This is a genomic window from Roseovarius halophilus (ex Wu et al. 2025), assembly GCF_047086965.1.
Genome location: NZ_JBKOTX010000074.1, coordinates 1 through 24265, shown reverse-complemented (window position 1 = coordinate 24265; position 24265 = coordinate 1). Strand labels below are relative to the sequence as shown.

At 67.4% G+C, this 24265-nt stretch carries 24 protein-coding genes and 2 pseudogenes; 18 read left to right on the top strand and 8 right to left on the bottom strand.

The window, feature by feature from the left end; genetic code table 11:
- The 3 genes from ACH107_RS15700 to ACH107_RS15690 all read right to left on the bottom strand — a co-directional run.
- Positions 1-1390, bottom strand: a 1390-nt coding sequence (locus tag ACH107_RS15700) for a 2Fe-2S iron-sulfur cluster-binding protein (protein ID WP_412506630.1), incomplete at its 3' end; no start/stop codon positions are given.
- Positions 1387-1716: a sarcosine oxidase subunit delta gene (locus ACH107_RS15695; RefSeq protein WP_412506629.1), complete on the bottom strand. Its 330-nt coding sequence runs from the start codon at positions 1714-1716 to the stop codon at positions 1387-1389. The genes ACH107_RS15700 and ACH107_RS15695, both read right to left, overlap by 4 nt.
- 151 nt (positions 1717-1867) lie before the next feature.
- Positions 1868-3112, bottom strand: coding sequence for a sarcosine oxidase subunit beta family protein (locus ACH107_RS15690; protein WP_412506628.1), 1245 nt, complete (start codon positions 3110-3112; stop codon positions 1868-1870).
- A gap of 186 nt (positions 3113-3298) precedes the next feature.
- On the opposite strand from ACH107_RS15690, the gene ccmI reads away from it, so the two are divergent.
- The 9 genes from ccmI to ACH107_RS15645 all read left to right on the top strand — a co-directional run bounded on the left by ccmI (position 3299) and on the right by ACH107_RS15645 (position 11220).
- Positions 3299-4771 (top strand): c-type cytochrome biogenesis protein CcmI, encoded by a 1473-nt coding sequence (gene ccmI / locus ACH107_RS15685; RefSeq protein ID WP_412506627.1) that lies wholly within the window; start codon positions 3299-3301, stop codon positions 4769-4771.
- Complete coding sequence (ruvX, locus tag ACH107_RS15680) at positions 4768-5244, top strand: Holliday junction resolvase RuvX (protein WP_310691512.1); 477 nt, start codon at positions 4768-4770, stop codon at positions 5242-5244. The genes ccmI and ruvX overlap by 4 nt, the downstream gene beginning before the upstream one ends.
- Positions 5241-5486: a DUF1289 domain-containing protein gene (locus tag ACH107_RS15675; protein ID WP_412506626.1), complete on the top strand. Its 246-nt coding sequence runs from the start codon at positions 5241-5243 to the stop codon at positions 5484-5486. The genes ruvX and ACH107_RS15675 overlap by 4 nt, the downstream gene beginning before the upstream one ends.
- Positions 5487-5797: 311 nt before the next feature.
- Entirely contained in the window at positions 5798-7552 is a 1755-nt protein-coding gene (locus ACH107_RS15670; RefSeq protein ID WP_412506625.1) for an acetolactate synthase 3 large subunit, read from the top strand.
- 78 nt (positions 7553-7630) lie between these two features.
- Positions 7631-8194, top strand: coding sequence for an acetolactate synthase small subunit (gene ilvN / locus ACH107_RS15665; RefSeq protein WP_310691515.1), 564 nt, complete (start codon positions 7631-7633; stop codon positions 8192-8194).
- 162 nt (positions 8195-8356) lie between these two features.
- Positions 8357-9502 carry an aromatic ring-hydroxylating oxygenase subunit alpha gene (locus ACH107_RS15660; RefSeq protein WP_412506624.1) on the top strand — a complete coding sequence of 382 codons (1146 nt, stop codon included), beginning with the start codon at positions 8357-8359 and terminating at the stop codon, positions 9500-9502.
- The gene (locus ACH107_RS15655; RefSeq protein WP_310691517.1) at positions 9495-9704 is read left to right on the top strand and encodes a hypothetical protein; all 210 of its coding nucleotides are present in this window, start codon (positions 9495-9497) and stop codon (positions 9702-9704) included. The genes ACH107_RS15660 and ACH107_RS15655 overlap by 8 nt, the downstream gene beginning before the upstream one ends.
- 42 nt (positions 9705-9746) lie before the next feature.
- Entirely contained in the window at positions 9747-10691 is a 945-nt protein-coding gene (locus ACH107_RS15650; RefSeq protein WP_310691518.1) for a nucleoside hydrolase, read from the top strand.
- A gap of 82 nt (positions 10692-10773) precedes the next feature.
- The gene (locus ACH107_RS15645) at positions 10774-11220 is read left to right on the top strand and encodes a GNAT family N-acetyltransferase (RefSeq protein WP_412506623.1); all 447 of its coding nucleotides are present in this window, start codon (positions 10774-10776) and stop codon (positions 11218-11220) included.
- A 21-nt stretch (positions 11221-11241) separates the two neighbouring features.
- On the opposite strand, the gene ACH107_RS15640 is transcribed toward ACH107_RS15645, so the two are convergent.
- Positions 11242-11781: a CBS domain-containing protein gene (locus ACH107_RS15640; protein ID WP_310691520.1), complete on the bottom strand. Its 540-nt coding sequence runs from the start codon at positions 11779-11781 to the stop codon at positions 11242-11244.
- A gap of 114 nt (positions 11782-11895) precedes the next feature.
- Here ACH107_RS15640 and ACH107_RS15635 point away from each other — a divergent pair, with 114 nt between their 5' ends.
- Complete coding sequence (locus ACH107_RS15635) at positions 11896-13275, top strand: protein adenylyltransferase SelO (RefSeq protein WP_412506631.1); 1380 nt, start codon at positions 11896-11898, stop codon at positions 13273-13275.
- 18 nt (positions 13276-13293) lie between these two features.
- On the opposite strand, the gene ACH107_RS15630 is transcribed toward ACH107_RS15635, so the two are convergent.
- The 3 genes from ACH107_RS15630 to ACH107_RS15620 form a co-directional block, all read right to left on the bottom strand.
- Positions 13294-14259: a DUF3179 domain-containing protein gene (locus ACH107_RS15630; RefSeq protein ID WP_412506622.1), complete on the bottom strand. Its 966-nt coding sequence runs from the start codon at positions 14257-14259 to the stop codon at positions 13294-13296.
- Between the two features lie 78 nt (positions 14260-14337).
- Entirely contained in the window at positions 14338-14895 is a 558-nt protein-coding gene (locus ACH107_RS15625; protein ID WP_310691523.1) for a peptidylprolyl isomerase, read from the bottom strand.
- Entirely contained in the window at positions 14888-15394 is a 507-nt protein-coding gene (locus ACH107_RS15620) for a peptidylprolyl isomerase (RefSeq protein WP_310691524.1), read from the bottom strand. The genes ACH107_RS15625 and ACH107_RS15620 overlap by 8 nt, the downstream gene beginning before the upstream one ends.
- 130 nt (positions 15395-15524) lie before the next feature.
- Here ACH107_RS15620 and ACH107_RS15615 point away from each other — a divergent pair, with 130 nt between their 5' ends.
- The 4 genes and pseudogenes from ACH107_RS15615 to ACH107_RS15600 all read left to right on the top strand — a co-directional run bounded on the left by ACH107_RS15615 (position 15525) and on the right by ACH107_RS15600 (position 19706).
- Positions 15525-16700, top strand: a complete 1176-nt coding sequence (locus ACH107_RS15615) for a phosphoglycerate kinase (protein ID WP_412506621.1) — start codon at positions 15525-15527, stop codon at positions 16698-16700.
- 80 nt (positions 16701-16780) lie between these two features.
- On the top strand, positions 16781-17671 hold the full coding sequence (locus ACH107_RS15610; protein WP_412506620.1) for a fructose bisphosphate aldolase: 891 nt from the start codon (positions 16781-16783) through the stop codon (positions 17669-17671).
- A 54-nt stretch (positions 17672-17725) separates the two neighbouring features.
- A pseudogene (gene pgeF, locus ACH107_RS15605) lies at positions 17726-18196 on the top strand (peptidoglycan editing factor PgeF); the annotation flags it as partial.
- An 823-nt stretch (positions 18197-19019) separates the two neighbouring features.
- Positions 19020-19706 carry a Hint domain-containing protein gene (locus ACH107_RS15600; RefSeq protein ID WP_412506619.1) on the top strand — a complete coding sequence of 229 codons (687 nt, stop codon included), beginning with the start codon at positions 19020-19022 and terminating at the stop codon, positions 19704-19706.
- Between the two features lie 3 nt (positions 19707-19709).
- Here the strand turns inward: ACH107_RS15600 and ACH107_RS15595 are convergent, their stop codons facing one another.
- Positions 19710-20210, bottom strand: a complete 501-nt coding sequence (locus ACH107_RS15595) for an Lrp/AsnC family transcriptional regulator (protein ID WP_412506618.1) — start codon at positions 20208-20210, stop codon at positions 19710-19712.
- A 197-nt stretch (positions 20211-20407) separates the two neighbouring features.
- Between ACH107_RS15595 and trxB the strand changes: the two genes are divergently transcribed.
- The 4 genes and pseudogenes from trxB to ACH107_RS15575 all read left to right on the top strand — a co-directional run.
- Positions 20408-21382 (top strand): thioredoxin-disulfide reductase, encoded by a 975-nt coding sequence (gene trxB / locus ACH107_RS15590; protein ID WP_412506617.1) that lies wholly within the window; start codon positions 20408-20410, stop codon positions 21380-21382.
- A 319-nt stretch (positions 21383-21701) separates the two neighbouring features.
- Positions 21702-23777: a bifunctional sulfate adenylyltransferase/adenylylsulfate kinase gene (locus tag ACH107_RS15585; protein WP_412506616.1), complete on the top strand. Its 2076-nt coding sequence runs from the start codon at positions 21702-21704 to the stop codon at positions 23775-23777.
- Positions 23778-23847: 70 nt separating this feature from the next.
- Complete coding sequence (locus ACH107_RS15580; protein ID WP_412506615.1) at positions 23848-24177, top strand: hypothetical protein; 330 nt, start codon at positions 23848-23850, stop codon at positions 24175-24177.
- Positions 24178-24265: pseudogene (locus ACH107_RS15575) on the top strand (ABC transporter); the annotation flags it as partial. It lies immediately after the preceding gene.

Genomic DNA, 24265 nt, shown 5'->3' with positions numbered 1-24265 from the left:
CATCGGCGGCCCCGGCGGCGCGCACGACCACCTCGCCCTGCGCGCCGGTGGGGGCGCGGTCGGGATCGGGGCGGAAATGGGCCTGCGCCTCGTCCCAGATCAGCTTGCCGCCGCAGTGCGACCACAGGTGGACCACGGGCGACCAGCCACCGGACATGGCCACCGCCTCGCAGGCGATCTCGTCCAGCACGGCGCCCTCGCCCGCCTGGGCGCAGAGGGCCACGCCCGCGACACGCTTGCCGCCCTTGACCGATGCGATGCCCGTGCCGGTCAGCACCCTGATCCCCTCGGCCTCGGCCCGCTTGGCCATGGCCCCGGCCTCGGGGCGGGCATCCACGATGGCAGGCACCTCAAGGCCGGCAGCCCTGAGGGCGAAAGCCGTCCGGTAGGCGTCGTCATTGTTGGTCACGACAACGGTACGGTCGCCGGGGCTGACCGCATGATTGACCACGTAGTCGCGCACCGCGCTGGCCAGCATGACACCGGGCAGGTCGTTGCCCGCAAAGGACAGCGGCCGTTCGATGGCGCCCGTGGCTGTGACAAGCTGCGCCGCCCGGATCCGCCACAGGCGGTGGCGCGGGCCGTCCAGATCGGGGGCATGGTCGGTCAGGCGTTCGTAGGCCAGCACATAGCCGTGGTCGTAGACCCCGGCGCCCATCAGGCGGGTACGGACCTCGACATTCTCCATGCCCGCAAGCTCTTGCAGGGCGTCTTTAATCCAGTCGTCGGCCGGCTTGCCGTCGATCTCGGCCCCGTCCACCGGCGCGCGGCCGCCCCAATGGGCGGTCTGTTCCACCAGCAGCACCCTGGCCCCGGCGCGCCCCGCGACCAGCGCCGCCGACAGGCCGGCCACGCCGCCGCCCACCACCAGCACATCCACGAAGGCGTAGAAATGTTCGTAGGTATCCGCGTCGCGCGTCTCGGCGTCGGGCGCCTTTCCCAGCCCCGCCGAGCGGCGGATGAAGGGCTCGTAGACGTGTTTCCACAGCGGACGCGGGTGGATGAACATCTTGTAGTAGAAGCCCGCGGGCAGGAATCGCGCCAGCGCGGTGTTCACCGCCCCGATGTCGAACTCCAGGCTGGGAAAGTGGTTCTGCGAGGCGGCGCGCAGCCCCTCGAAAAGCTCGGTGGTCGTGGCGCGCTGGTTCGGCTCAAACCGGTTGCCCTCGCCAAGGTTGACCAGCGCATTGGGTTCCTCGGCGCCCGAGGCCACGACGCCGCGCGGACGGTGATACTTGAAGGACCGGCCCACCAGCATCTGGTCATTGGCCAGAAGCCCGGCGGCCAGGGTATCCCCGGCAAAGCCCGTCATCTGCTTGCCGTCGAAGGTGAAATGCTGCTTTTGCGACCGGTCGATCAGCCGGCCACCCGTTGCCAGACGTGTGCTCACTTGAAGTCCCTCCAGGACCAGCCGGGGCGCTTGGCGCTGACGGCCTCCTTGATCTCTTGCGGCGGCTCGGTGGTCTGGGCGGAATAGGTGCCGAAGACCTCAAGCGTGGCGGTGTCGCGGGCGGCGTGGAACCACTTGCCGCAGCCGTGGGCGTGCCGCCAGCGTTCGAAATGCACGCCGCGGGGGTTCTTGCGCAGGAAGAGGTAGCCCTCGAAATCGTCATCGGACGAGCCGGGACCGTGGCGCGTGAGGTGCGCCTCGCCACCGCCGTGAAACTCGGTTTCCTCGGCGGTGACGCCGCAGTTGGGGCAGGTGAGCATCATCATGCCATTTTCCCTTTCGCAGTCACGGGCCGATTGGTCGGGGCCCCCGCGCCCGGCCCGGGGGCGCGGGCGATGATATCGCGCCCGCCCTGGGCGGCGGGTCGGGCGCGATCGGCGATGCGTGCATCGCCGATGGACAGGCGAACCGCGCCCGTCAATGCGCCACCCCCGCGGCCACCGATTCATCAATGAACTTGCCCTCGCGGTAGCGCCACATGCTGAACGCGTCGGTCAGGGGCGAGCGGCCCTTGGCCATCAGCTCGGCCATGGCAAAACCCGACCCGGGCGTGGCCTTGAACCCGCCGGTGCCCCAGCCGCAGTTTACAAAGATGCCCTCGACCGGCGTTTTCGACAGGATCGGCGAGCGGTCGCCGGTGACATCCACGATGCCGCCCCATTGCCGCAGCATCTTGAGGCGCGAAATCATCGGGAAGGTCTCGACCAGCGCGCGCACGGTTTCCTCGGCATGGTGGAAGGCGCCGCGCTGGGTGTAGTTGATGTAGCCGTCGGTGCCGCCGCCGATCACCATCTCGCCCTTGTCGGACTGCGACATGTAGCCATGCACCGTGTTGGCCATGACGACCACGTCCATGCAGGGCTTGATCGGCTCGCTGACCAGCGCCTGCAATGACACGCTCTCGATCGGCAGGCGGAAGCCCGCCTTCTCGGCCAGCACGCCCGAGTGCCCGGCCACGACGATGCCCAGCTTCGAACAGCCGATATCGCCCTTGGTGGTCTGCACGCCCGTCACCTTGTCGCCGGCGCGGGTGATCCCGGTGACCTCGCATTTCTGGATGATGTCCATGCCCATGTCGGAACAGGCACGGGCATAGCCCCAGGCCACGGCATCGTGGCGCGCGGTGCCGGCCCGCGCCTGCCAAAGGCCGCCGAGGACCGGGTAGCGCGGGCCATCCAGGTTGATGATCGGCACCAGTTCCTTGACCCGCTCGGGGCTGATGAATTCCGTTTGCACCCCCTGCAGGCCGTTGGCGTGGGCCGTGCGCAGGTAGCCGCGGACCTCGTGCTCGGTCTGGGCCAGCATGATGACGCCGCGCGGGCTGTACATCACGTTGTAGTTCAGGTCCTGGCTCATGGTCTCGTAAAGGCTGCGCGACTTCTCGTAGATCGCCGCCGAGGGGTCCTGCAGGTAGTTCGAGCGGATGATCGTCGTGTTGCGGCCGGTGTTGCCGCCGCCCAGCCAGCCCTTTTCAAGGACGGCGACATTGGTGATGCCATGTTCGCGGCCCAGAAAATAGGCCGTGGCCAGCCCATGGCCCCCGGCGCCGATGATGATGGCGTCGTAGTGCTTTTTCGGCGTCGGCGAGCGCCAGTGCCGGGACCAGCCGCTGTGCTGGCGCATGGCCTCGCGGGCGATGGCAAAGGCGGAAAAGCGTCTCATGGGCTCACTTTCACGTGGGAACGTCCTCGGCCCTTTTTGTGACGCATGGCCCGGCGCCGAAGGAGACTCCGGGCGGCATTTGGCGGCGCGTTTCCGACAACAGCCATCCCAGCGGCCAATTTGCCGCAATCGGGGCGGTCGCGGGGTCTTTCGCCCGTGCGGGTCTCGGGCTAAACGGGGGCCACCATGCAAGAGAACATCTGGATATTCTGGGTCACAGCCGCCGCCCTGGTGGGCCTGACCGTCGCCGCCCTCGTGGCCCCGCTAGTCCGTGCCCGCCGCGCCGGGGACACCGAAGAGGGCACGGCCGAAGCCAGTGATGTGGACATCTACAAGTCGCAGCTGGCCGAGGTCGACCGCGACCTGGCGCGCGGTGTCCTCAACGCCGAAGAGGCCGAACGCACCCGCACCGAGATTGCCCGCCGCCTGCTGGCCGCGGACCGGGCCGGCACCGAGGCCGCGCCGCAGCGCGAGGCGCCCCGGCGGCTGAACATCGCCCTGGCGGTGGTGACAATGCTGGCCGTCGCGGGGGCCGCACTCTGGGGCTATGTGCAGCTTGGCGTGCCCGGCTACGGTGACCTGCCCCGGGCCGAGCGCCTGGCGCTCGCCGAAGAGATGCGCCGCAACCGGCCCAGCCAGAGCGAGGCCGAGGCGCGCGTCACCGACAAGATCGCCGCGACCCCGCAGGTCAATGACGATGTGCGCGACATGATCGAGCGGCTGCGCGAGATCGTGCCCACTCGCCCCGACGATCTGAACGGCTGGCAGTTGCTGGCCGACAACGAGGGGCGTCTGCTGAACTTCGACGCCGCCGCCGAAGCGCAATCGCGGGTGGTCGCACTCCGGGGCGACGCGGCCTCGGAAAGCGACCGCTACCGGCTGGCCTTGTACCGGTTCATCAGCGACGACGGCGGGGTCAACCCAGACTTGCAGGCCCAGATCAACGCCTTTGCAACCGGACGCGAGGCCCGGGCCGACCTGTGGCAGGCCATGGCGATCGACGCGCGCTCGATCGGGCATTTCCAGGCCGCCGCCCGCGCCAAGGAACGCAACATCGCCGCCCTGGGTGACGCGGCCGAAACAGAGGATTACGCCGAACTGCTGGACTACCTTGTCAGCGCCGCCAACGGTGTCGTCTCGCCCGAGGCCGAGACCATCGCCGTGCGCCTGTTGCAGCGCGACGAGGGCAACGTGGCCGCGCTCTATTACGCCGGACTCCTCTATTCCCAGACCGACCGGCCCGACCGGGCCTTCAACTTCTTGCGCCGGGTGATCGAGACCGGCGCGCCGGACAGCCTGCATTACACCATGGCCGCCAACCAGGTCGAGGCCGTGGCGCGCCGCGCGGGCGTGGACTACAGCCTGCCCGAGCCAGAGACCCGCGGCCCCTCGGCGGCCGACATGGAAGCGGCACAGGACATGTCTGAAGAGGACCGCGCCGCGATGATCGGTAACATGGTCTCGGGCCTGTCGGCACGGCTGGCCGAAGAAGGTGGTCCGCCCGCCGACTGGGCGCAATTGATCCAGGCCCTTGGCGTGATGGGCGACACCAAGCGCGCCGCGGCCATCTGGTCCGAGGCGCAGCAGGTCTTCGCCGCCTCGCCCGAGGCGGTGGACAGCATCCGCGAGGCTGCCCGCGCCGCCGGCGTCGCCGAATGATCCTCGACACCCCCGAGGCCTTTGCCGCCGCCCTGCCGCCCATGGTGCCGCTGGCGGGGCTGGATCTGGGCACCAAGACCATCGGCGTGGCCATCTCGGACCGGCTGCACAGGGTGGCCACGCCCACGCAAACGCTCAAGCGGCGCAAGTTCACCCTCGATGCCGAGGCGCTGCTGGCGCTGGTGGCCCGGCGCGAGGTCGGCGGGCTGGTGCTGGGGCTGCCGCGCAACATGGACGGCTCGGAAGGGCCGCGCGCGCAATCCACCCGGGCCTTCGCACGCAACCTGTCGCGGCTGACCGAGCTGCCCATCACCTTCTGGGATGAACGCCTGTCGACCGTGGCCGCCGAACGCGCCTTGCTCGAGGCGGATACGACACGAAAACGTCGCGCCGAGGTGATCGACCACGTCGCCGCCGGTGTTATCCTGCAAGGCATGCTGGATCGCATGCGCAACATCGGGGCGGCGGGATGAGGAAACCGGAAGACAAGGCGGGCGTCCGGAGGTGGGACGAGGTCGAGAGCCCCTGCATCCAGGTCTGCGTGGTCCACCCCGAGGCCCGCATCTGCACCGGCTGCCACCGCAGCCTTGACGAGATCGCCACCTGGTCGCGCCTGAGCCCCGAGGCCCGCCGCGCCATAATGGCAGACCTGCCCGGCCGGGCCGACCTGCTGCGCGTGCGGCGCGGCGGCCGGGCCGCGCGGATCACGCGATAGGGCCCGCCCCGGAAGACCGCCCGGCGCATCCCGGGCCTTTTTGGCAGGCATAATCTGAAAGATAATTCCAAAAACCCGAGCCGGCGCGACACTTTCTCCGGATTCGCGGTTGACGCCCGGACGCACCCGTGCAAACTGCCCAAACGCAAAATGGAAAGCCACTGGGAATGATCGAGAACCTGGTACTTGTAGGGGTGATGCGCATGGGCCGGTAACGGTTTTGCCATACTGGTAACCCATGCGCCCTCGGAGATCCCACCGGGGGCTTTTTTATGCCCACTGCAGAGACGTCACGAGATGAGGATAAGACGATGTCAGCACAGATGACCGGCGCGAAAATGGTGGTTCAGGCCCTGATCGATCAGGGTGTGGACACGGTATTCGGCTACCCCGGCGGCGCCGTCCTTCCCATCTATGACGAGGTCTTCCAGCAGAATTCGATCAAGCATGTCCTCGTGCGCCATGAACAGGGCGCCATCCACGCCGCCGAGGGCTATGCCCGCGCGACCGGCAAGGTCGGGGTCGCCCTGGTGACATCCGGCCCCGGGGCCACCAACGCGGTGACGGGCCTGACCGACGCGCTGATGGATTCGATCCCGCTGGTGGTGTTCTCGGGGCAGGTGCCGACCTTCATGATCGGGTCGGACGCCTTCCAGGAAGCCGATACCGTGGGCATGACCCGCCCCTGCACCAAGCACAACTGGCTGGTCAAGGACACCGCGAAACTGTCGAACACCATCCACGAGGCCTTTCACGTCGCCGCCAGCGGCCGCCCCGGGCCGGTGCTGGTCGATATTCCCAAGGACGTGCAGTTCGCCAGTGCCGACTATACGGCACCGCGCGCCATGGCCTCGCACTACAACCCGCAGGTCAAGGGCGACATCGAGGGCATCACCGACCTTGTCGCGGCGATCGAGAAGGCGAAGAAGCCGATCTTCTACACCGGCGGCGGCGTCATCAATTCCGGCCCGGCGGCCAGCCAGCTGCTGCGCGAGTTGGTCGATGCCACGGGCTTTCCCATCACCTCGACGCTGATGGGCCTGGGCGCCTACCCCGCCTCGGGTGACAGCTGGCTGGGGATGCTGGGGATGCACGGGCTCTACGAGTCCAACATGGCGATGCACGACTGCGACCTGATGATCAATATCGGCGCGCGCTTTGATGACCGGATTACCGGACGCATCGACGCCTTCAGCCCCAATTCCAAGAAGGTCCATATCGACATCGACCCCTCGTCGATCAACAAGGTGATCCGCACGGATATCGCCATCGTAGGCGATGTGGGCCATGTGCTGGAGGATGTGCTCAAGGTCTGGAAATCCCGCGGCCGCAAGACCGACCGCGCGGGGCTGGACGCCTGGTGGGCGCAGCTCGGCGAGTGGCGGAAGGTCAACTGCCTGGCCTACACGCAAGAGGGCAAGACCATCCGCCCGCAATACGCGCTGGAACGGCTGGAGGCGCTGACCAAGGACCGCAAGGACAGGTTCATCTGCACCGAGGTCGGCCAGCACCAGATGTGGGCGGCGCAGTACATGGGCTTTGATGATCCCAACCACTGGATGACCTCCGGCGGCCTGGGCACCATGGGTTACGGCTTTCCGGCCTCCATCGGCGTGCAGATGGGCCACCCCGAGGCGCTGGTCATCAATGTGGCGGGCGAGGCCAGTTGGCTGATGAACATGCAGGAACTGGGGACGGCGGTGCAATACCGCCTGCCGGTCAAGCAGTTCATCCTCAACAACGAGCGTCTGGGCATGGTGCGCCAGTGGCAGGAACTGCTGCACGGCGAGCGCTATTCCTCGAGCTGGTCCGAGGCCCTGCCCGATTTCGTGAAACTGGCCGAGGCCTTCGGCGCCAAGGGAATCCTGTGCAGCGATCCGGCCGACCTGGACGATGCGATCATGGAGATGCTGAACCACGACGGCCCGGTGATCTTCGACTGCCTGGTCGAGAAGCACGAGAACTGCTTCCCCATGATCCCCTCTGGCAAGGCCCACAACGAGATGCTGCTGGGCGAGGCCGAGACCCAGGGCGTGATCGACGCGAAGGGATCGGTGCTGGTCTGACCCGAAAATTCCAGAATTTTCGGAAAGCCGCCAAGATTCTGGAATTTTGGCCCCGCGACAGGAAAGACAGGAACGAACATGTCCGCGCTCAACATCAAGAAGGGCTCCACGAGCCACTCCGCCTATAACCTGCGGCCCACCTTTTCGGACACCGAGGAACGCCACACCCTGGCCGTTCTGGTGGAAAACGAGCCGGGCGTGCTGGCCCGGGTCATCGGGCTGTTCTCGGGGCGGGGCTACAACATCGAGAGCCTGACCGTCGCCGAGGTGGACCATACCGGCCACCTGTCGCGCATCACCATCGTGACCACCGGCACCCCGCAGGTGATCAACCAGATCACCGCCCAGCTGGGCCGGATCGTGCCCGTTCACGAGGTCCACGACCTGACGGTCGAGGGCCGCAGCGTCGAGCGGGAACTGGCCCTGTTCAAGGTCGCTGGCAAGGGCGAGGACCGGGTCGAGGCACTGCGCCTGGCGGATGTCTTTCGCGCCAGCGTGGTGGACAGCACCCTGGAAAGCTTTGTCTTCGAGATCACCGGCACGCCCGAGAAGATCGACGCCTTCGCCGATCTGATGCGCCCCATCGGCCTGGTGGAAATGGCGCGCACGGGCGTCGCCGCGCTGGCCCGCGGCGCACAGTAACGGCCCGCGTTGGCCCGCGGCGCGCAACAGGCTCCGGCCACCCCCTGTCCGGCGGAAATCCGTCGCCCATGTCGCGGTGAGAAAACCGTATGTCGCTGCGATGGCGGCACGCGCCCCGGCGGCGCGGTAGGATGACGCACCCAGACGACAGGAGTGCGCCCGATGCCCAAGGATACCGAGCTCGACGCGCTGGCGGCGGTGCGCCGCCCGGTCGCCAGCGCCAATGGTCTGCCCAACGCCCATTACACCGACCCCGGGATGTTCCGGACCGAGGCCGAGGCCCTGCTCATGGCCACCTGGGCCGGGCTCGCCGTGACCGCCGATGTGCCCGAACCGGGTGACGCGGTGCCAATGGAGTTTCTGGGCATGCCGCTGCTGCTGATCCGCGACAAGCAGGGCGACGTGCGGGTGTTCCAGAACATCTGCCGTCACCGCGGCATGATCCTGGTGCCCGAGCCGCGCAAGATCGAGGGCGCGATCCGCTGCCCCTATCATTCCTGGTGCTATTCCACCGCCGGGCGGTTGGTCTCGACCCCCCATGTGGGCGGGCCGGGCCACAACACGCACGCGGCCATCGACAAGGATTCGCTGGGCCTGATCGAGGTGCCCAGCCACATCTGGCGCGAGGTGGTCTTCATCAACGTCGACGGCAGCGCACCGCCCTTCGAGGAGGTCCACGCCGACCTGATCGCCCGCTGGGTCGAGCACGACAAGCCGCTCTATCACGGCGGGGCCGACAGCACCTTCGTGCTGGAGGTGCAGACCAACTGGAAGCTCGCGGTCGAGAACTACTGCGAGAGCTATCACCTGCCCTGGGTCCACCCGGGCCTGAACAGCTATTCCCGGCTCGAAGACCATTACAACATCGAGGCCCCGGGGCACTACTCCGGCCAGGGCACGCTGGTCTATCGCCAGTTGCGCGGCGTCAACGAGGAGGTCTTTCCCGATTTCGAGGGCCTGTCGGACAAGTGGGACGAGGGCGGCGAATACGTGGCCCTCTATCCCAATGTTCTGCTGGGCGTGCAGCGCGATCATGCCTTCGCGATCCTGCTGGATCCGATGGCCCACGACCGCACGCGCGAGCATGTCCACCTCTTCTATGCCACCCCCAGGACAGACGAGGGGATGCGCGCCAAGAACGCCACGCTCTGGAAGACGGTCTTCGAAGAGGACATCGGCGTTTGCGAGGGCATGCAGCGGGGCCGCAACGCACCGGGCTTCGACGGCGGCCGCTTCAGCCCGGCCATGGACAGCCCCACGCACTGTTTCCACGACTGGGTCGCCGCAAGGATGCAGACCCATGGCTGATCTCGCCCGCCGCCTGCTCGACGCCCATGCCCGCGACGACCGCACAGCCCTTGTCGCGCTCTATGAAGAGGCGGCAAACGGCGCCAACGACCTGGGCGCGGCCTGTTTCTACCTGACCCATGCCTGGGTCTTCGCGCTGGACGTGGGCCACTCGGCCGCCGATGCCCTCCATGACCGGCTGTACCGGCTGGGGCGGGCCTGATCGGCCCTTGCGCTGCGGCGGCACCGGGGCGACAAGGGCCGCATGACGCAAGCCCCACGCAAGATCATCATCGACACCGACCCCGGCCAGGACGATGCCGTGGCCATCCTGCTGGCCCTCGCCTCACCCGAGCTGGAGCTTCTGGGACTGACGGCGGTGGCCGGCAATGTCCCGCTGGACCTGACCCAGACCAATGCACGCAAGGTCTGCGACCTGGCCGGGCGGCCCGATGTGCCGGTCTTCGCGGGCTGCGACCGGCCCTTGGCCCATTCCCTTGTCACCGCCGAACATGTCCACGGCAAGACGGGCCTCGACGGCCCCGACCTGCCCGATCCCGTCACGCCCCTGCAGGAGGCCCACGCGGTGGATTTCCTGATCGAGACCCTGCGCAGGGAACCGCCGGGCACGGTCACGCTCTGCCCCATCGGGCCGCTGACCAATATCGCCACGGCCTTTCGGCGCGCGCCCGATATCGTCGAGCGGGTGCAGGAGATCGTGCTCATGGGCGGGGCCTATTTCGAGGTGGGCAACATCACCCCGGCCGCCGAATTCAACATCTACGTGGACCCCGAGGCGGCCGCGATCGTCTTCGCATCGGGCGTGCCGCTGGTGGTCATGCCGCTGGACGTGACCCACAAGGCGCTGACCACGCCCGCCCATATCGCGGGGTTTCGCGAGATGGGCACGCCGGTGGGCGATGCCGTCGCCGCCTGGACGGACTTCTTCGAACGTTTCGACAAGGAGAAATACGGGCAAGAGGGCGCGCCGCTGCACGACCCCTGCACCATTGCCTGGCTGCTGGACCCGGGCATGTTCTCGGGGCGCCGCATCAACGTCGAGATCGAAACCCGAAGCCCCCTGACCCGCGGCATGACCGTGGCCGACTGGTGGCGCGTGACGGACCGTGCGCCCAACGCGCATTTCATCGGCGACGTGGAAGCCGACCGGTTCTTCGCGCTGCTGACCGACCGGATCGCGACGCTGTGAGCGGCGCGGGCGATCCGTCGACGGATCGCGCCCCGCTGCGCCCACGCAGCGGGCCCCCGCCCGGCCCGACCGGAGGATCGGCGTGACCCAGCTTCATCTTTGCGGCCCCGAGGACGCGGCCAGGCTGATGCCGCTTGTCGCGGCCTTTCACGGCGAATGCAGGCTGGAGCTTGACGACGCCCACCGTGCCCGCGCGGTGCGGCCCCTGCTGGAGGGCACGCCCCTGGGGGCGGTCTGGTTGCTCGGCCCGCGCCGGGCGCCGGTGGGCTGTGCCGTGGTCAGTTTCGGCTGGTCCATCGAGACCGGCGGCATCGACGCCTGTCTCGATGCGCTGTACGTCCGCCCCGCCGTGCGCGGCCGCGGTCTGGCAAGCCAGGCGCTCACCGATCTCTCGGGCGCGCTGCGCGGCGCGGGCGTGACCCGGCTGCAACTGGAGGTCCTGCCCGGGGACGAAGCGGGGCACCGGTTCTTTGTGCGCGCCGGCTTCACCCCGCGTGAGGGCCATGCCCGAATGACGCGCTCCTTGTGAGCCGGGCCGGGCAGGCCCCGCTCAGGTGGCCGTGGCCACCACAAGCACCATGATGATGGAATAGAGCGCGATGCCGCCGCCGATCAGCCAGATGTGCCAGTTCTTGAGCACGCTGGCCTTGGCCATCTGTCGAGCCTGATAGACCAGATCCGGCCATGTGTAGCTGACGAAATCGCCCTGGGTGAAGATGGCCTTGATCCGCCCGTCCTCGTCCACCACCGGCAGGCGGCGGAACCGTTCGTTGGACATGATCCGCAGCCAGTCGACGACGTCGTCGGTGTCGCGGGCCACGCGCGGCTCGGATGTCATGATCTCGGATAGCGGTGTCTTGGCCGGGTCCAGCCCCCCGTTCACGATCTTCTTCATGATATCGCGTTCGGTCACGATGCCCGTGACCTTGTTGTCGGCGTCCACCACCACGACCGAACCGTAGCTCCTGTGCGCCATCTCGGCCACGGCATCGCTTACCTTGGTGTCGGCCGGAAAGGTCAGCGGCTTGGGCTTGCTGGCGTATTCGGGGCGGTCGCGCAGCGCCATCCGGGTTCGGCTCGATGCAGTCATTGCGGCACTCCTGTTACATCACGTCGCAGTTTGACCTAAGACGGGTCCGTCAGAAGGCAAGCAATCGGCCTGTGGGGGCTTTTCCCCGGCGTGTCATGGTCCTATCTCGGGGGCATGGGCGTGCAGATTCCCTTCGACAACACCTATGCCACCCTGCCCGAGCGGTTCTACACCCGGCAGGGGGCAACGCCCGTGCGCGCGCCCGCGCTGTTCGCCTTCAACGCACCGCTGGCCCAATCGCTGGGCATTGCCGACGGCGCGGACCACAGCGCACTGGCGCAGGTCTTTTCCGGCAACGCGACGCCGCCGGGCGCCGCGCCGCTGGCCCAGGTCTACGCGGGCCACCAGTTCGGTGGCTTCTCGCCGCAGCTGGGCGATGGCCGGGCGCTGCTGCTGGGCGAGGTGGCGACAGAGGCGGGCCGCGTCGACATCCAGCTCAAGGGCTCGGGGCCGACCCCCTATTCGCGCATGGGCGACGGGCGCGCCTGGGTCGGCCCGGTGATCCGCGAATACCTGATGTCCGAGGCCATGGCGGCGCTCGGCGTGCCCACCACGCGGGCGCTGGCGGCGGTGACCACGGGCGAACAGGTGCTGCGCGAGGATGGGCCGATGCCCGGCGCCATCCTGACCCGCGTGGCCGCCAGCCATATCCGCGTGGGCACCTTTCAGGTCTTTGCCGCCCGGGCCGACCGCGACGCGCTGCAACGGCTGACCGATTACACCCTCGCCCGGCATTTTCCGCAGGCCGAGGGCCCCATGGGCCTGCTCCAGGGGGTGATGGAGGTGCAGGCCGATCTCGTGGCGCGCTGGATGTCCATCGGCTTTATCCACGGGGTGATGAACACCGACAACATGGCGCTGTCGGGCGAGACGATCGACTATGGCCCCTGCGCCTTCATGGATGCCTATCACCCCGACACGGTGCTGTCCTCGATCGACCGACAGAGGCGCTATGCCTATTCCAACCAGCCGCCCATCGCCCATTGGAACATCGCGCAGTTCGCCAGCGCACTGGTGCCGATCATGGGCGACGAGGACAGGGCGGTCGAAGACCTGACCGAGGCGATCAAGGCCTTTCCGGCGCTCTACGAGGCGGCCTGGCTGCGCCATTTCGGTGCCAAGTTCGGACTGGCCGAGGCCACGCCGGACGACCGCCCGCTGATCGAGGCCTTCATGACGCACCTCGCCCGGCAGGGCCTGGATTTCACCAATACATTCGCGGCCCTGCCAAAGGTGCCCGCGGGGATGGAGGATTGGGCCCGGGACTGGCAAGCGCGCGGGCCGGACCTCGACCTGATGGCGCGATCCAACCCGAGGGTCATCCCGCGCCTACACCGCATCGAAGCGGTGATCGCCGCGGCGGTGGCCGGCGATTTCGCCCCCTTCGACGAGATGCTGGCGGTTGTGACCAACCCCTTTTCCGAGGCCGGGGCCGAATTCAGCGCACCGCCCGCGCCGAATGAACGTGTCACGCGGACATTCTGCGGCACCTGAGCGCCCGCCGGCGGGCCGTCACTCGGCCAGCATCCAGTCGCCCTCGGGCCAGAAGGCATGAAAGGCAAAGGCGAACATCACGTCATGGGCCACGTCCGCGCCCTGCCCGTCGCGCACCCGCACGGTGCCCACGTCGCGGGCGTCCGCGATCCGGGCGGTGTCCAGCGCCGAGGCCTGCCCCGCCGACCAGGACAGCACATAGCCCGCCTCCGCGATCCGGCCCTCCTTGGCCAGGCGCGTCAGCGGCCAGGCCTGGCCGTCTATCGCGACGACGCGGGCCAGCGGCGGAATATCATGTGGCGGATTTTCCCCACGATACAGAAATGGCCGCTGGGCACTGTCGTATTTGACGTAAGGGTTGCGGCCGTAGTCGCGCGGATGGGCCGGCTCTTGCATGACGAGGCCCTCGGGGTTGCGGGCGGTGAAGGCGTCCCAGCTTTCCATCCAGGTGGGCAGGCGCTCCAGCTCGGTGCCGGTCAGCTCGCCCACCACGGCCGCGCCGATGGCCTGTTGCCACCAGCTTTCGGTTTGGCGGTCGTACATGATCATGTCCGAGTGGCGCAGCTTGCCCGAGACGCCGAAGTCCAGAACCCGCCCCTCGACACGCCGGTCGAAGGTGATGCCGGAATTGCACAGCGGGCAGAAGGTGACGGCGATCGGCACACCACCGACCACGTCGTTGACGATCTCGTGCCAGGTCAGATAGCGGATCGGGTAGGCGCGCGGGGTCGCGCCCGCGATCTCGACGGTGATGACCGGCTCGCGCCCGTCGATGCGGTCTTCCTCGGACGCGGGCCGGAACTCGGGATCGCTCAGCGCCGGGATGCCGTCCCGGGGCGGCCCGCCCGAGATGATCTCGGACCAGTCGTCGATGGTCGTGGTCTGGAAATCCGTATCGGGCCATTCCCGCGCCCAGGCTTGCGTGTTGGCGAAAGCGGCACCGGCGAAAAGGGTCACGGTCAGGGCAAGCATGATAGGGCGCATGGGGCAGGTCCTCCTGCGCCCATCCTGCCCGGGCCGGGCCGCGCGGCCCAGCCCCCCTGACCGGAACGTGACCGCGCGTCAGTCGGTGACGCGGACCTCGGCCATCCAGTCGGGTTCGCCGATCACGGCGCCATTGCCGCCCTCGCCGCGCTTGATGGCGTCCACGACATCCATGCCCGATGTCACCTCGCCGACGATGGTGTATTGCCCGTCCAGATGCGGGGCCGGGGCGAACATGATGAAGAACTGGCTGTCGGCACTGTCGGGATCGGCAGAGCGGGCCATGCCGACCATGCCACGATCAAAGGTCAACGCCTCCGAGAACTCGGCCGCGAGATTGCCCAGGTCCGAGCCGCCCGTCCCGGCCCGGCGCATGTCGAAATCCTCGGCCGTGCGGTCGCCGAATTGCACGTCGCCGGTCTGGGCCATGAAGCCGTCGATCACGCGGTGAAAGACGACACCGTCATAGGCGCCCTGCCCGGCCAGCGTGGTGATCCGCTGGGCATGGGCCGGGGCGGTGTCCTCGAACAGGTCGATGGCGATGGTGCCGTCAGCCTGGCCCGCGACGTTGATTTCCAGGCCCGTGGCGGCGGCGGGGCTGCCCATCAGGGCGAGGATCAGGGCAAGCTTACGCATCGGCGGCCACCTTCACGCTGATCATCCTGTCGGGGTCCTGGGGCGGCTCGCCCCGGGTGATGGCATCGACCAGGTCCATCCCCTCGATCACCCGGCCATAGACGGTGTATTGACCGTTGAGGAAGTGGTTGTCCTTGAAGCTGATGAAGAACTGCGAATTGGCCGAATTGGGATTGGCCGCGCGCGCCGCGCCGATGGTGCCCCGGTCGTGCGGCAGCTTGGAGAACTCCGCCGGCAGGTCGGGCTTGTCCGACCCGCCGGTGCCCGCGCGCGACGGGTTGAAACCCTCGGTCGTGTTGCCGAACTGCACATCGCCGGTCTGGGCCATGAAGCCGTCGATCACCCGGTGGAAGATCACCCCGTCATAGGCGCCCGCCCGGGCCAGCTCTTTCATGCGGTCGCAGTGTTTCGGGGCCACATCGGGCAGAAGCTCGACGGTGACTGTGCCGCCCTCCAGCGCGATGAGGATGGTGTTTTCGGGGTCCTTGATATCGGCCATGCCGGTCTCCTTGGCTCTCTGTCGGGCGCAACCTATGCCGCCCCCCGGTCCTTGCCAAGCGCGCGCTTGACCTGCGGGGAGGAAAAGCACAGACACTGGACCAACACAGGACAATCGGGAAAGGGACGGAATGCGCTGGAAGACCCTCGACGACATGGAGCTGGACGGCAAGACCGTGCTGACCCGGGTGGACATCAACGTGCCCGTCGAGGAGGGGCGGGTGACGGACGCCACCCGGATCGAACGCATCAAGCCCACCGTTGACGATATCCTCGCCCGGGGCGGCCAGCCCGTGCTGATGGCGCATTTCGGACGGCCCAAGGGCCAGCCCGACCCGGCGATGTCGCTGCGGCTGGTCCAGCCCGCCCTGCAGGATGTGCTGGGCCGCGACGTGACCTTCCTCGAACGCCCCGACCGCACCACGATCGACGCAATCCAAGGGGTGATTCTGCTGGAAAACACCCGCTTCACCCCGCAAGAGACGGACAATGCCCCGGAAATGGCGCGGTTTCTCGCCGGTCTGGGCGATGTCTATTGCAACGATGCCTTCTCGGCGGCACACCGCGCGCATGCCAGCACCGAGGGCGTCGCGCACCACCTGCCCAGCTGCGCGGGCCGCCTGATGGAGGCCGAGCTGAGCGCGCTGGAAAAGGCGCTTGGCCACCCTGACCGGCCGGTTGTGGCCGTGGTGGGCGGGGCCAAGGTCTCGACCAAGCTCGACCTGCTGGGCAACCTGATCGGGCGGGTGGACACGCTGGTGATCGGGGGCGGCATGGCCAATACCTTTCTTGCGGCCAAGGGCCTGGACGTGGGCAAATCGCTCTGTGAACACGACCTGGCCGAGACCGCGCGCGAGATCATGACCCGGGCCGAGGCCGGCGGCTGCACCATCCTGCTGCCGTCCGACGTGGTGGTCGCGCGGGACTTCAAGGCCGGTGCCCCGCATGAGGTCGTGCCTGCCGCGGCCTGCCCGGCGGATGCCATGATCCTGGATGCCGGGCCCGAGGCCGTAAAGGCCGTCATCGCCGCGCTGGAGGGGGCGAAAACGCTGGTCTGGAACGGCCCGCTGGGCGCCTTCGAGATCGCGCCCTTCGATGCCGCAACCAATGCCGCCGCCGCCCGCGCCGCCGAGCTGTCGCAGGCGGGCAAGCTGGTCTCGGTCGCCGGCGGCGGCGATACCGTTGCCGCACTGAACAAGGCCGGGGCGGCGGAGGGGTTCAGCTATATCTCCACCGCCGGGGGCGCGTTCCTGGAATGGATGGAGGGCAAGACCCTGCCCGGCGTCGCGGCCCTTGAAGGCGCGTGACACCGTTAGCGCGACCATGATTGCCCGAGGCCTGCCCCCGGCATAGAACCTTGATGAGTGCAGACAAGACGGAGCCGACCATGAAAGACCAAGCCCAAGCCGACCAGATGCGCAGCGCCAAAGGCTTCATCGCGGCGCTGGACCAGTCGGGCGGCTCCACCCCCAAGACACTGGCGCAATACGGGGTGGCGGAAACCGAATACACCGGCGAGGACGAGATGTTCGACATGATCCACGCGATGCGCGCGCGGATCGTCAAATCGCCCGCCTTCACCGGCAAGAAAGTGATCGGCGCGATCCTCTTCGAACAGACCATGGACCGCGAGATCGACGGCAGTCCCACCGCGCAGTTTCTCTGGGAAGAGCGCCATGTCGTGCCCTTCCTGAAGGTCGACAAGGGGCTGGAGGAGCCCGGCCACGGCGTGCGCCTGATGAAGCCGATCCCGTCGCTGGACACCCTGTGCGAACGCGCTGTCAGCCACGGCATCTTCGGCACCAAGATGCGCTCGGTCATCGATGCGGCCGATGCCGAGGGCATCCGCGCCAACGTGGCCCAGCAATTCCAGCTGGCCGCGCAGATCCTGCGCCACGGTCTTATGCCGATCCTGGAACCCGAGGTGACGATCTCGATACCGGACAAGCCCGAGGCCGAAAAACTGCTCATGGCCGAGATCCTCTCCGGCCTCGATGCCCTGCCCGAGGGGCAGGAGGTCATGCTGAAACTCTCGCTGCCCAGCGAGGCGAACTTCTACAAGCCGCTGATCGATCATCCCAAGGTGATGCGGGTCGTGGCGCTCTCGGGCGGGCATGCCCGGGACGCGGCCAACGCGCTTCTGGAACAAAACCACGGCATGATCGCCAGCTTCAGCCGGGCCCTGGCCGAGGGGCTGTCGGCGCAACAGTCCGACGCGGAGTTCGACGCGACCCTGGCGGCCTCGATCGACAGCATCCACGCCGCCTCGCGCACCTGAGCGGGCAAGCCGCGTCGACGCGGCTTGTCGCCCGGCGGCTGGCTCCGGGCGCCACAGGGGCTTGCGCTGGCGGTGCTGACCGCCGATTGCCAGCCCGTCCTGTTCGCGGATGCGCGGGCGGGCGTCATCGGGGCGGCCCATGCCGGCTGGCGCGGCGCGCTGGACGGCGTGCTCGATGCCACGCTCGACGCGATGGAAAGCCTCGGCGCGGCACGCGACGACATCGCCGCCGTGATCGGCCCCACCATCAGCCAGACCGCCTACGAGGTGGGCCCCGAGTTCCTCGACGACTTCGTGGCCGAGGACCCGGCCAACAGCCGCTTCTTCGCCAACGGCGCGGGCGACCGCTATCGTTTCGACCTGCCCGGATACGGCTTGCACCGGTTGCGCAACGCCGGGGTGGGCCATGCGGAATGGACGCGACATTGCACCTACGCGGACGCGGCGCGATTCTATTCCTACCGCCGCGCCACGCATGATGGCGACGCCGATTACGGGCGGCTCATTTCCGTCATCCGCCTGTGAATGAGGCCGCGATAAGGCCGCGCTTTCACGCCAGTGCCCCAATTGACGGACATGGCGCCGCGGCGGTTACGCGACGCGGCACAACCTGACGTTAAAAGTGTTCGTTTTTCAGAAATTTGCATGAAATATCGGTCGCGATCCCGCGCCGCGCTGCCCCGCTGGCGGATTTCCCGCATTCTCCGCGCTGGTCGTCAAAACTTGGTCCCAAAGTCACAGTACCGTGGCAGTCGATCGAACAGAACGGCCGTGACGGCCGCGACAACCAAAGGGGATCGAGACATGAAAACGCGTTGGATGAAGTCAGTGATCAAGACCAGCAAGCAGCAGCAACCCAAACTTCCGTTCCAGCGCGGGGCGCGGCGGGCGCACAAGGCCCAAGGACTTCTCAAGACGGCCTGAAGAATTTCGCATTCGGTAACGAGTGATTTTCAGTACCAGTTTCACTGGCGGGCCGTCCCGGTACCGGGGCGGTCCCCTTTTCTTCCGATTCGCGGTGGAACGGGTCAATCATGGCAAGGCTGTTCACGCGACTGCGACAATCCCGGTCGCCGACCCGGTGATCGGGCCAGTAACGAACACAAAAGCCGCTAAAACTTGACGCAAATGAGGCAGTTCGGCAAATGGTGGGATCATCGGAAGTAAAAGGTAACGTCCTTCTGTCGTTGTCGGTGGGGGCCGACGCGGTTGCGACACTTTCAAAAGGTAGCGCAGCATGACGCCCCCGCATTTTTACGCCAATGAATCGGCGGGATCGACCCCCGCCTCGAACAGCCTCTCCTCCGGTCGGGCATCGGTCCCTCCGCGGCCCGACCGGAAATCGCTGATGATGCGCAAGTATCAGGTCAGCTCCCTGTGCGACGACGGCAGCGCGCGCGTTTCGGAAAATATCGGACCGGCCGTGCCCGCCTTCGAGGCCGCGTTCTCGGCCTTCGCGCGCGGCACGCTGATCGACACCACCGAAGGGCCCGTCGCGGTGGAGGATCTGAGCCCCGGCATGAAGGCGAGGACACCGGAACACGGCCCCCTGTCCATCCTGTGGATCGGCTCGATGACGCTGGTGCCCAACGCCGACGGCCTGGTGCCGGAAACAACGCGCATGACCCGCATCCTGGCGGACGCGTTCGGCATGGGGCGCCCGATGTCGGGCCTGATGGCCGGGCCCGGGGCGCGGATATTGTCGGGTCCGGTCGGCCGCCAACCCGGCCCGGATGACCCGCGCGAACTGATCCCGGCGCGGGCCCTGGTGGACGACATGAACATCATCCCGATCCTGCCGCCACGCCCCGTCACCGTCTACCACATGTGCCTGAGACGCCACGCGACGGTCAGCGCCGGGGGGCTGGAGATGGAAACATTCCATCCCGGCCCGGGGTTCGAGCGCAACATGGGCGCCAACATGCTGTCGCTTTTCCTGTCCTTTTTCCCGCATCTGCGCGGCCCGACGGATTTCGGCAGCCTCGCCCATCCGCGACGGGCACTGGTATCGGCCGAGGGGCTCGAGGTCGCCTGACGCTCAGGCCGTGCGGCTCAGCCGCGCCTCCAGCACGTCGAAGGGGACGCCGGGCTCGTCCTTGGCGCCACGGATGACCAGAGATGTCTTGACGCTGGCCACGTTTTCCGCCGCGGTCAGGTCTTCTGTCAGGAACCGCTGGAACGTGCCCAGATCGGGCGCAACGCATTTGAGGATGAAATCCACCTCGCCGTTGAGCATGTGGCATTCGCGGACAAGTGGCCAGTCGCGGCAGCGCGCCTCGAAGGCGCTCAGGTCTGCCTCGGCCTGGCTCTGCAGGCCGACCATCGCGAAAACCTGTACCTCGAATCCCAGCTCGCGCGCATCGACGTCCGCGTGATACCCCCTGATGAAGCCGTACTCCTCCAGCGTGCGGACACGCCGCAGGCAGGGCGGCGCCGAGATCCCGACCCGTTTGGCCAGTTCGACATTCGTCATCCGGCCGTCGGCCTGCAGTTCGGCCAGTATCCTGCGGTCGATTTCGTCAAGACGGGTTGCCGGCATGTCCTGCCCTCCTGTGAATTCGCGATTGTTATATCACCGCCGCCGGCATGCGCAATTATGTTTCGCAACGACGCAAGATCGTTACGCGGCTTTCCGGCTCTCGCATATCATGTCAAAGGCGGCAACCGGGGGTTTCGCCCCCCGGGCACCGCCGCTATATCTGCACCGCAACGCGTCCGCTTACCAGAAGGTGCCACATGTCGGAGTCCCGCCACACCAAATGCCTCATCATCGGGTCCGGCCCGGCCGGTTACACGGCCGGTGTCTACGCCAGCCGCGCAATGCTGGATCCCGTCCTCGTCCAGGGGATCGAGCCCGGTGGCCAGCTCACCACGACGACCGAGGTCGAGAACTGGCCCGGCGACACCGAGGTCCAGGGCCCCGACCTGATGGTGCGGATGGAAGCCCATGCCAAGGCCGTGGGCTGCGACATCGTCGGTGACATCATCACCGAGCTCGATGTCGAAAGCCGCCCCTTCGTCGCCAAGGGCGACAGTGGCACGACCTACACCGCCGACGCGGTCATCATGGCCACCGGCGCGCGCGCCAAGTGGCTGGGCCTCGAAAGCGAGGCGGCATTCAAGGGCTTCGGCGTCTCGGCCTGCGCCACCTGCGACGGCTTTTTCTACCGCGGGCAGGAAATCGTCGTGGTGGGGGGCGGCAACACCGCCGTCGAGGAGGCGCTTTTCCTGACCAATTTCGCCAGCAAGGTCACGCTGATCCACCGCCGTGACGAACTGCGCGCCGAGAAAGTGCTGCAGAACCGGCTGCTGAAGCATCCCAAGGTGGAAACCCTGTGGTTCCACGAACTCGACGAGGTACTGGGCGACGATGACCCCAAGGGCGTCACCGGCATCCGCGTGAAGCACAGCAAGACCGGCGAGACGTCCCAAATCGCCTGCAAGGGCGTTTTCATCGCCATCGGACACGCACCGGCCAGCGAACTCCTGAAGGGCAAGGTCGAGATGCATCACGGCGATTATGTCAGGGTCGAGCCCGGCAGCACCCGCACCTCGGTTCCCGGGATTTTCGCCGCGGGCGACCTGACCGATCACATTTACAGGCAGGCCGTGACCAGCGCCGGCATGGGCTGCATGGCCGCCCTGGACGCGGAAAAATACCTCGCGGAGCTGGAGGACACGGGCGCCGAACCGGCCCGCGCCACAGGCTGATCACGACAGGACAGGGGGCGCTGCCCCCGTCGCCCTTCCGGGCGACTCCCCCGGAGTATTTCGGGCAAGATGAAAACGGGCGCGCCGCCCGCCCTGCCCGCCGGCGCGGATACGCGGGCCAGCGTGACGACCCAAGCGGACGGGGGCGGGGCGCGAGAAAGGCCCCCGCATGACAACCGCCCTGTCAACCGGACGTGATCCGTGCCCCCGTGACGCGGCTACAACACTCCGCGACTCCAGACAAATTTCCGGATTTTCCGCTTTTCCGTGCCGGCACGAGATGGAATATGTTCACTCGTGAACAAACTTGAGCCGTCGCATGACCGCCCCGGAGATCAAATCAAGCCCTCCCGACCGGGACCTCCTCTTCCGCCTTCTGCGGCAGCTGGACCAGTCGTCGGAGGCTTCACAACGCGCGCTCGCGGCGGCGCTCGACATTTCGCTGGGCCGTCTCAATGCCCTGCTCCGGCAGGCGACCGAGGCGGGGTTCGTCAGGATCCGAGAACGTTCCGGCCCCGACAAGCGCCAGCGTTACGCCTACGCGCTCACCTCCCGTGGCGCTGCGGAGATGCTGCGCCTCACCGACGATTTTCTCGCCCGGAAATTCGCCGAATACGACGCGCTTCATGCCGAACTGACCGGCACGCGAAGCGGATTTGACCCTCTCAAGCATAGGACCAGACTCGTGCAAAACAATCTTGCCCCCATCCCCGAACTCTACGTCTCTTACGAGAGCGCGCAGAAACTGAAGGGCGAAGCGGCCGAACTTACCAGCTGGGACCTGACCCCACGCCAGATCTGCGACCTCGAGCTGTTGATGAACGGCGGTTTCAACCCGCTCAAGGGCTTCCTGACCGAGGATGATTACAACGGCGTGGTCGAGGACATGCGGCTGGCCGACGGCACGCTGTGGCCGATGCCGATCACGCTGGACGTGTCCGAGGCCTTCGCCGAGGGGATCGAACTGGGCCAGGATATCGCGCTGCGCGACCAGGAGGGCGTCATCCTCGCCACCATGACAGTCACCGACCGCTGGACGCCGGACAAGGCGCGCGAGGCCGAAAAGGTCTTCGGCGCCGACGACGAGGCCCACCCGGCCGTGCAATACCTGCACAACACCGCCGGCAACCTCTACCTGGGCGGGCCGGTCACCGGCATCCAGCCCCCCGTGCATTACGATTTCCGCGGCCGTCGCGACACGCCCAACGAACTGCGCGCGTATTTCCGCAAGCTGGGCTGGCGCAAGGTCGTGGCCTTCCAGACGCGCAACCCGCTGCACCGCGCCCACCAGGAGCTGACGTTCCGCGCCGCCAAGGAGGCCGAGGCCAACCTGCTCATCCACCCCGTCGTGGGCATGACCAAGCCCGGCGATGTCGATCACTTCACGCGCGTGCGCTGCTACGAGGCGGTGCTGGACAAGTATCCCGGCTCCACCACCACGATGAGCCTGCTGAACCTTGCCATGCGCATGGCCGGCCCGCGCGAGGCCGTGTGGCACGGGCTGATCCGGCGCAACCACGGCTGCACGCACATGATCGTCGGGCGCGACCATGCCGGGCCGGGCAAGAACTCGGCCGGCGACGATTTCTACGGCCCCTACGACGCGCAGGAGCTGTTCCGCACGCATCAGGCGGATATCGGGATCGAGATGGTCGATTTCAAACACATGGTCTACGTGCAGGAACGCGCCCAGTACGAACCCAACGACGAGATCGAGGACCGCGACAATGTCACGGTGCTGAACATCTCGGGCACCGAACTGCGCCGCCGGCTGCGCGAGGGGCTGGAGGTGCCCGACTGGTTCTCCTTCCCCGAGGTCGTGGCCGAGCTGCGCCACCGGTACCCGCCGCGCAGCCAGCAGGGCTTCACCGTGTTCTTCACCGGCTTCTCGGGCTCGGGCAAGTCGACGATCGCCAATGCACTGCTCACCAAGCTGATGGAGATGGGCGGCCGCCCGGTGACGCTGCTGGACGGCGATATCGTGCGCAAGAACCTCAGCTCCGAGCTTGGCTTCTCCAAGGAACACCGTGACCTGAACATCCGCCGCATCGGCTATGTCGCCTCCGAGATCACCAAGAACGGCGGCATCGCGCTCTGCGCGCCCATCGCGCCCTACGCCGCCACCCGCCGCGCCGTGCGCGAGGAGATCGAACAATACGGCGCCTTCATCGAAGTACATGTCGCCACGTCGCTGGAGGAATGCGAACGCCGCGACCGCAAGGGGCTCTACAAGCTCGCCCGCGAAGGAAAGATCAAGGAATTCACGGGTATTTCGGACCCCTACGACGTGCCCGAAGCGCCCGAACTGCGGGTCGAAACCGAGGGCACCGACGTGGACAACTGCGCGCACCAGGTCATCCTGAAGCTGGAACAGATGGGCCTGATCGCCGGCTGAGCCTGCCACGCCGCCCCGTTTCACCGGGTCGCCCTTGCCGGGGCGGCCCGGTTCCGGGTACGCGCACTGCATGTACGCCATCGCGCTCACCTCGATCCCGCCGCGTTTCGCGCGCCTCGCCCCGGTTCTGGACGGGTTGCTGGCGCAGGAGCCGCGGCCGGCCCGGGTTTTTCTCTGCCTGCCCCGGCGGTACCGGCGCTTTCCCGGCCCGGTCACGCCGCCCGCCCTGCCGCCGGGCGTGACGCTGCTGCGCTGCGACGATGACCCGGGCCCGGCAGGCAAGGCGCTGATCGCGGCACGGCACCTTGCCGGGCAGGCCGACCGGCTGATCTATTGCGACGATGACTGGATCATGCAGCCCGGCTGGGCCGCCGCGCTGCTGGCGGCGGGGAGCCCCTGAATGCTCGAATTCGAGAATGTCAGCAAGTCCTTCTGGACGGGAACCCAGCGCAAGGTCATCCTTGACCGCGTGAATTTCCGTGTCGAAC

Excerpts from the sequence above, each read along its gene's own strand:
- ACH107_RS15695 (WP_412506629.1), bottom strand. The coding sequence starts at position 1,716 with ATGATGATGCTCACCTGCCCCAACTGCGGCGTCACCGCCGAGGAAACC.
- ACH107_RS15690 (WP_412506628.1), bottom strand. The coding sequence starts at position 3,112 with ATGAGACGCTTTTCCGCCTTTGCCATCGCCCGCGAGGCCATGCGCCAG.
- ccmI (WP_412506627.1), top strand. The coding sequence starts at position 3,299 with ATGCAAGAGAACATCTGGATATTCTGGGTCACAGCCGCCGCCCTGGTG.
- ruvX (WP_310691512.1), top strand. The coding sequence starts at position 4,768 with ATGATCCTCGACACCCCCGAGGCCTTTGCCGCCGCCCTGCCGCCCATG.
- ACH107_RS15675 (WP_412506626.1), top strand. The coding sequence starts at position 5,241 with ATGAGGAAACCGGAAGACAAGGCGGGCGTCCGGAGGTGGGACGAGGTC.
- ACH107_RS15670 (WP_412506625.1), top strand. The coding sequence starts at position 5,798 with ATGTCAGCACAGATGACCGGCGCGAAAATGGTGGTTCAGGCCCTGATC.
- ilvN (WP_310691515.1), top strand. The coding sequence starts at position 7,631 with ATGTCCGCGCTCAACATCAAGAAGGGCTCCACGAGCCACTCCGCCTAT.
- ACH107_RS15660 (WP_412506624.1), top strand. The coding sequence starts at position 8,357 with ATGCCCAAGGATACCGAGCTCGACGCGCTGGCGGCGGTGCGCCGCCCG.
- ACH107_RS15655 (WP_310691517.1), top strand. The coding sequence starts at position 9,495 with ATGGCTGATCTCGCCCGCCGCCTGCTCGACGCCCATGCCCGCGACGAC.
- ACH107_RS15650 (WP_310691518.1), top strand. The coding sequence starts at position 9,747 with ATGACGCAAGCCCCACGCAAGATCATCATCGACACCGACCCCGGCCAG.
- ACH107_RS15640 (WP_310691520.1), bottom strand. The coding sequence starts at position 11,781 with ATGACTGCATCGAGCCGAACCCGGATGGCGCTGCGCGACCGCCCCGAA.
- ACH107_RS15635 (WP_412506631.1), top strand. The coding sequence starts at position 11,896 with ATGGGCGTGCAGATTCCCTTCGACAACACCTATGCCACCCTGCCCGAG.
- ACH107_RS15630 (WP_412506622.1), bottom strand. The coding sequence starts at position 14,259 with ATGCGCCCTATCATGCTTGCCCTGACCGTGACCCTTTTCGCCGGTGCC.
- ACH107_RS15625 (WP_310691523.1), bottom strand. The coding sequence starts at position 14,895 with ATGCGTAAGCTTGCCCTGATCCTCGCCCTGATGGGCAGCCCCGCCGCC.
- ACH107_RS15620 (WP_310691524.1), bottom strand. The coding sequence starts at position 15,394 with ATGGCCGATATCAAGGACCCCGAAAACACCATCCTCATCGCGCTGGAG.
- ACH107_RS15615 (WP_412506621.1), top strand. The coding sequence starts at position 15,525 with ATGCGCTGGAAGACCCTCGACGACATGGAGCTGGACGGCAAGACCGTG.
- ACH107_RS15610 (WP_412506620.1), top strand. The coding sequence starts at position 16,781 with ATGAAAGACCAAGCCCAAGCCGACCAGATGCGCAGCGCCAAAGGCTTC.
- ACH107_RS15600 (WP_412506619.1), top strand. The coding sequence starts at position 19,020 with ATGATGCGCAAGTATCAGGTCAGCTCCCTGTGCGACGACGGCAGCGCG.
- ACH107_RS15595 (WP_412506618.1), bottom strand. The coding sequence starts at position 20,210 with ATGCCGGCAACCCGTCTTGACGAAATCGACCGCAGGATACTGGCCGAA.
- trxB (WP_412506617.1), top strand. The coding sequence starts at position 20,408 with ATGTCGGAGTCCCGCCACACCAAATGCCTCATCATCGGGTCCGGCCCG.
- ACH107_RS15585 (WP_412506616.1), top strand. The coding sequence starts at position 21,702 with ATGACCGCCCCGGAGATCAAATCAAGCCCTCCCGACCGGGACCTCCTC.
- ACH107_RS15580 (WP_412506615.1), top strand. The coding sequence starts at position 23,848 with ATGTACGCCATCGCGCTCACCTCGATCCCGCCGCGTTTCGCGCGCCTC.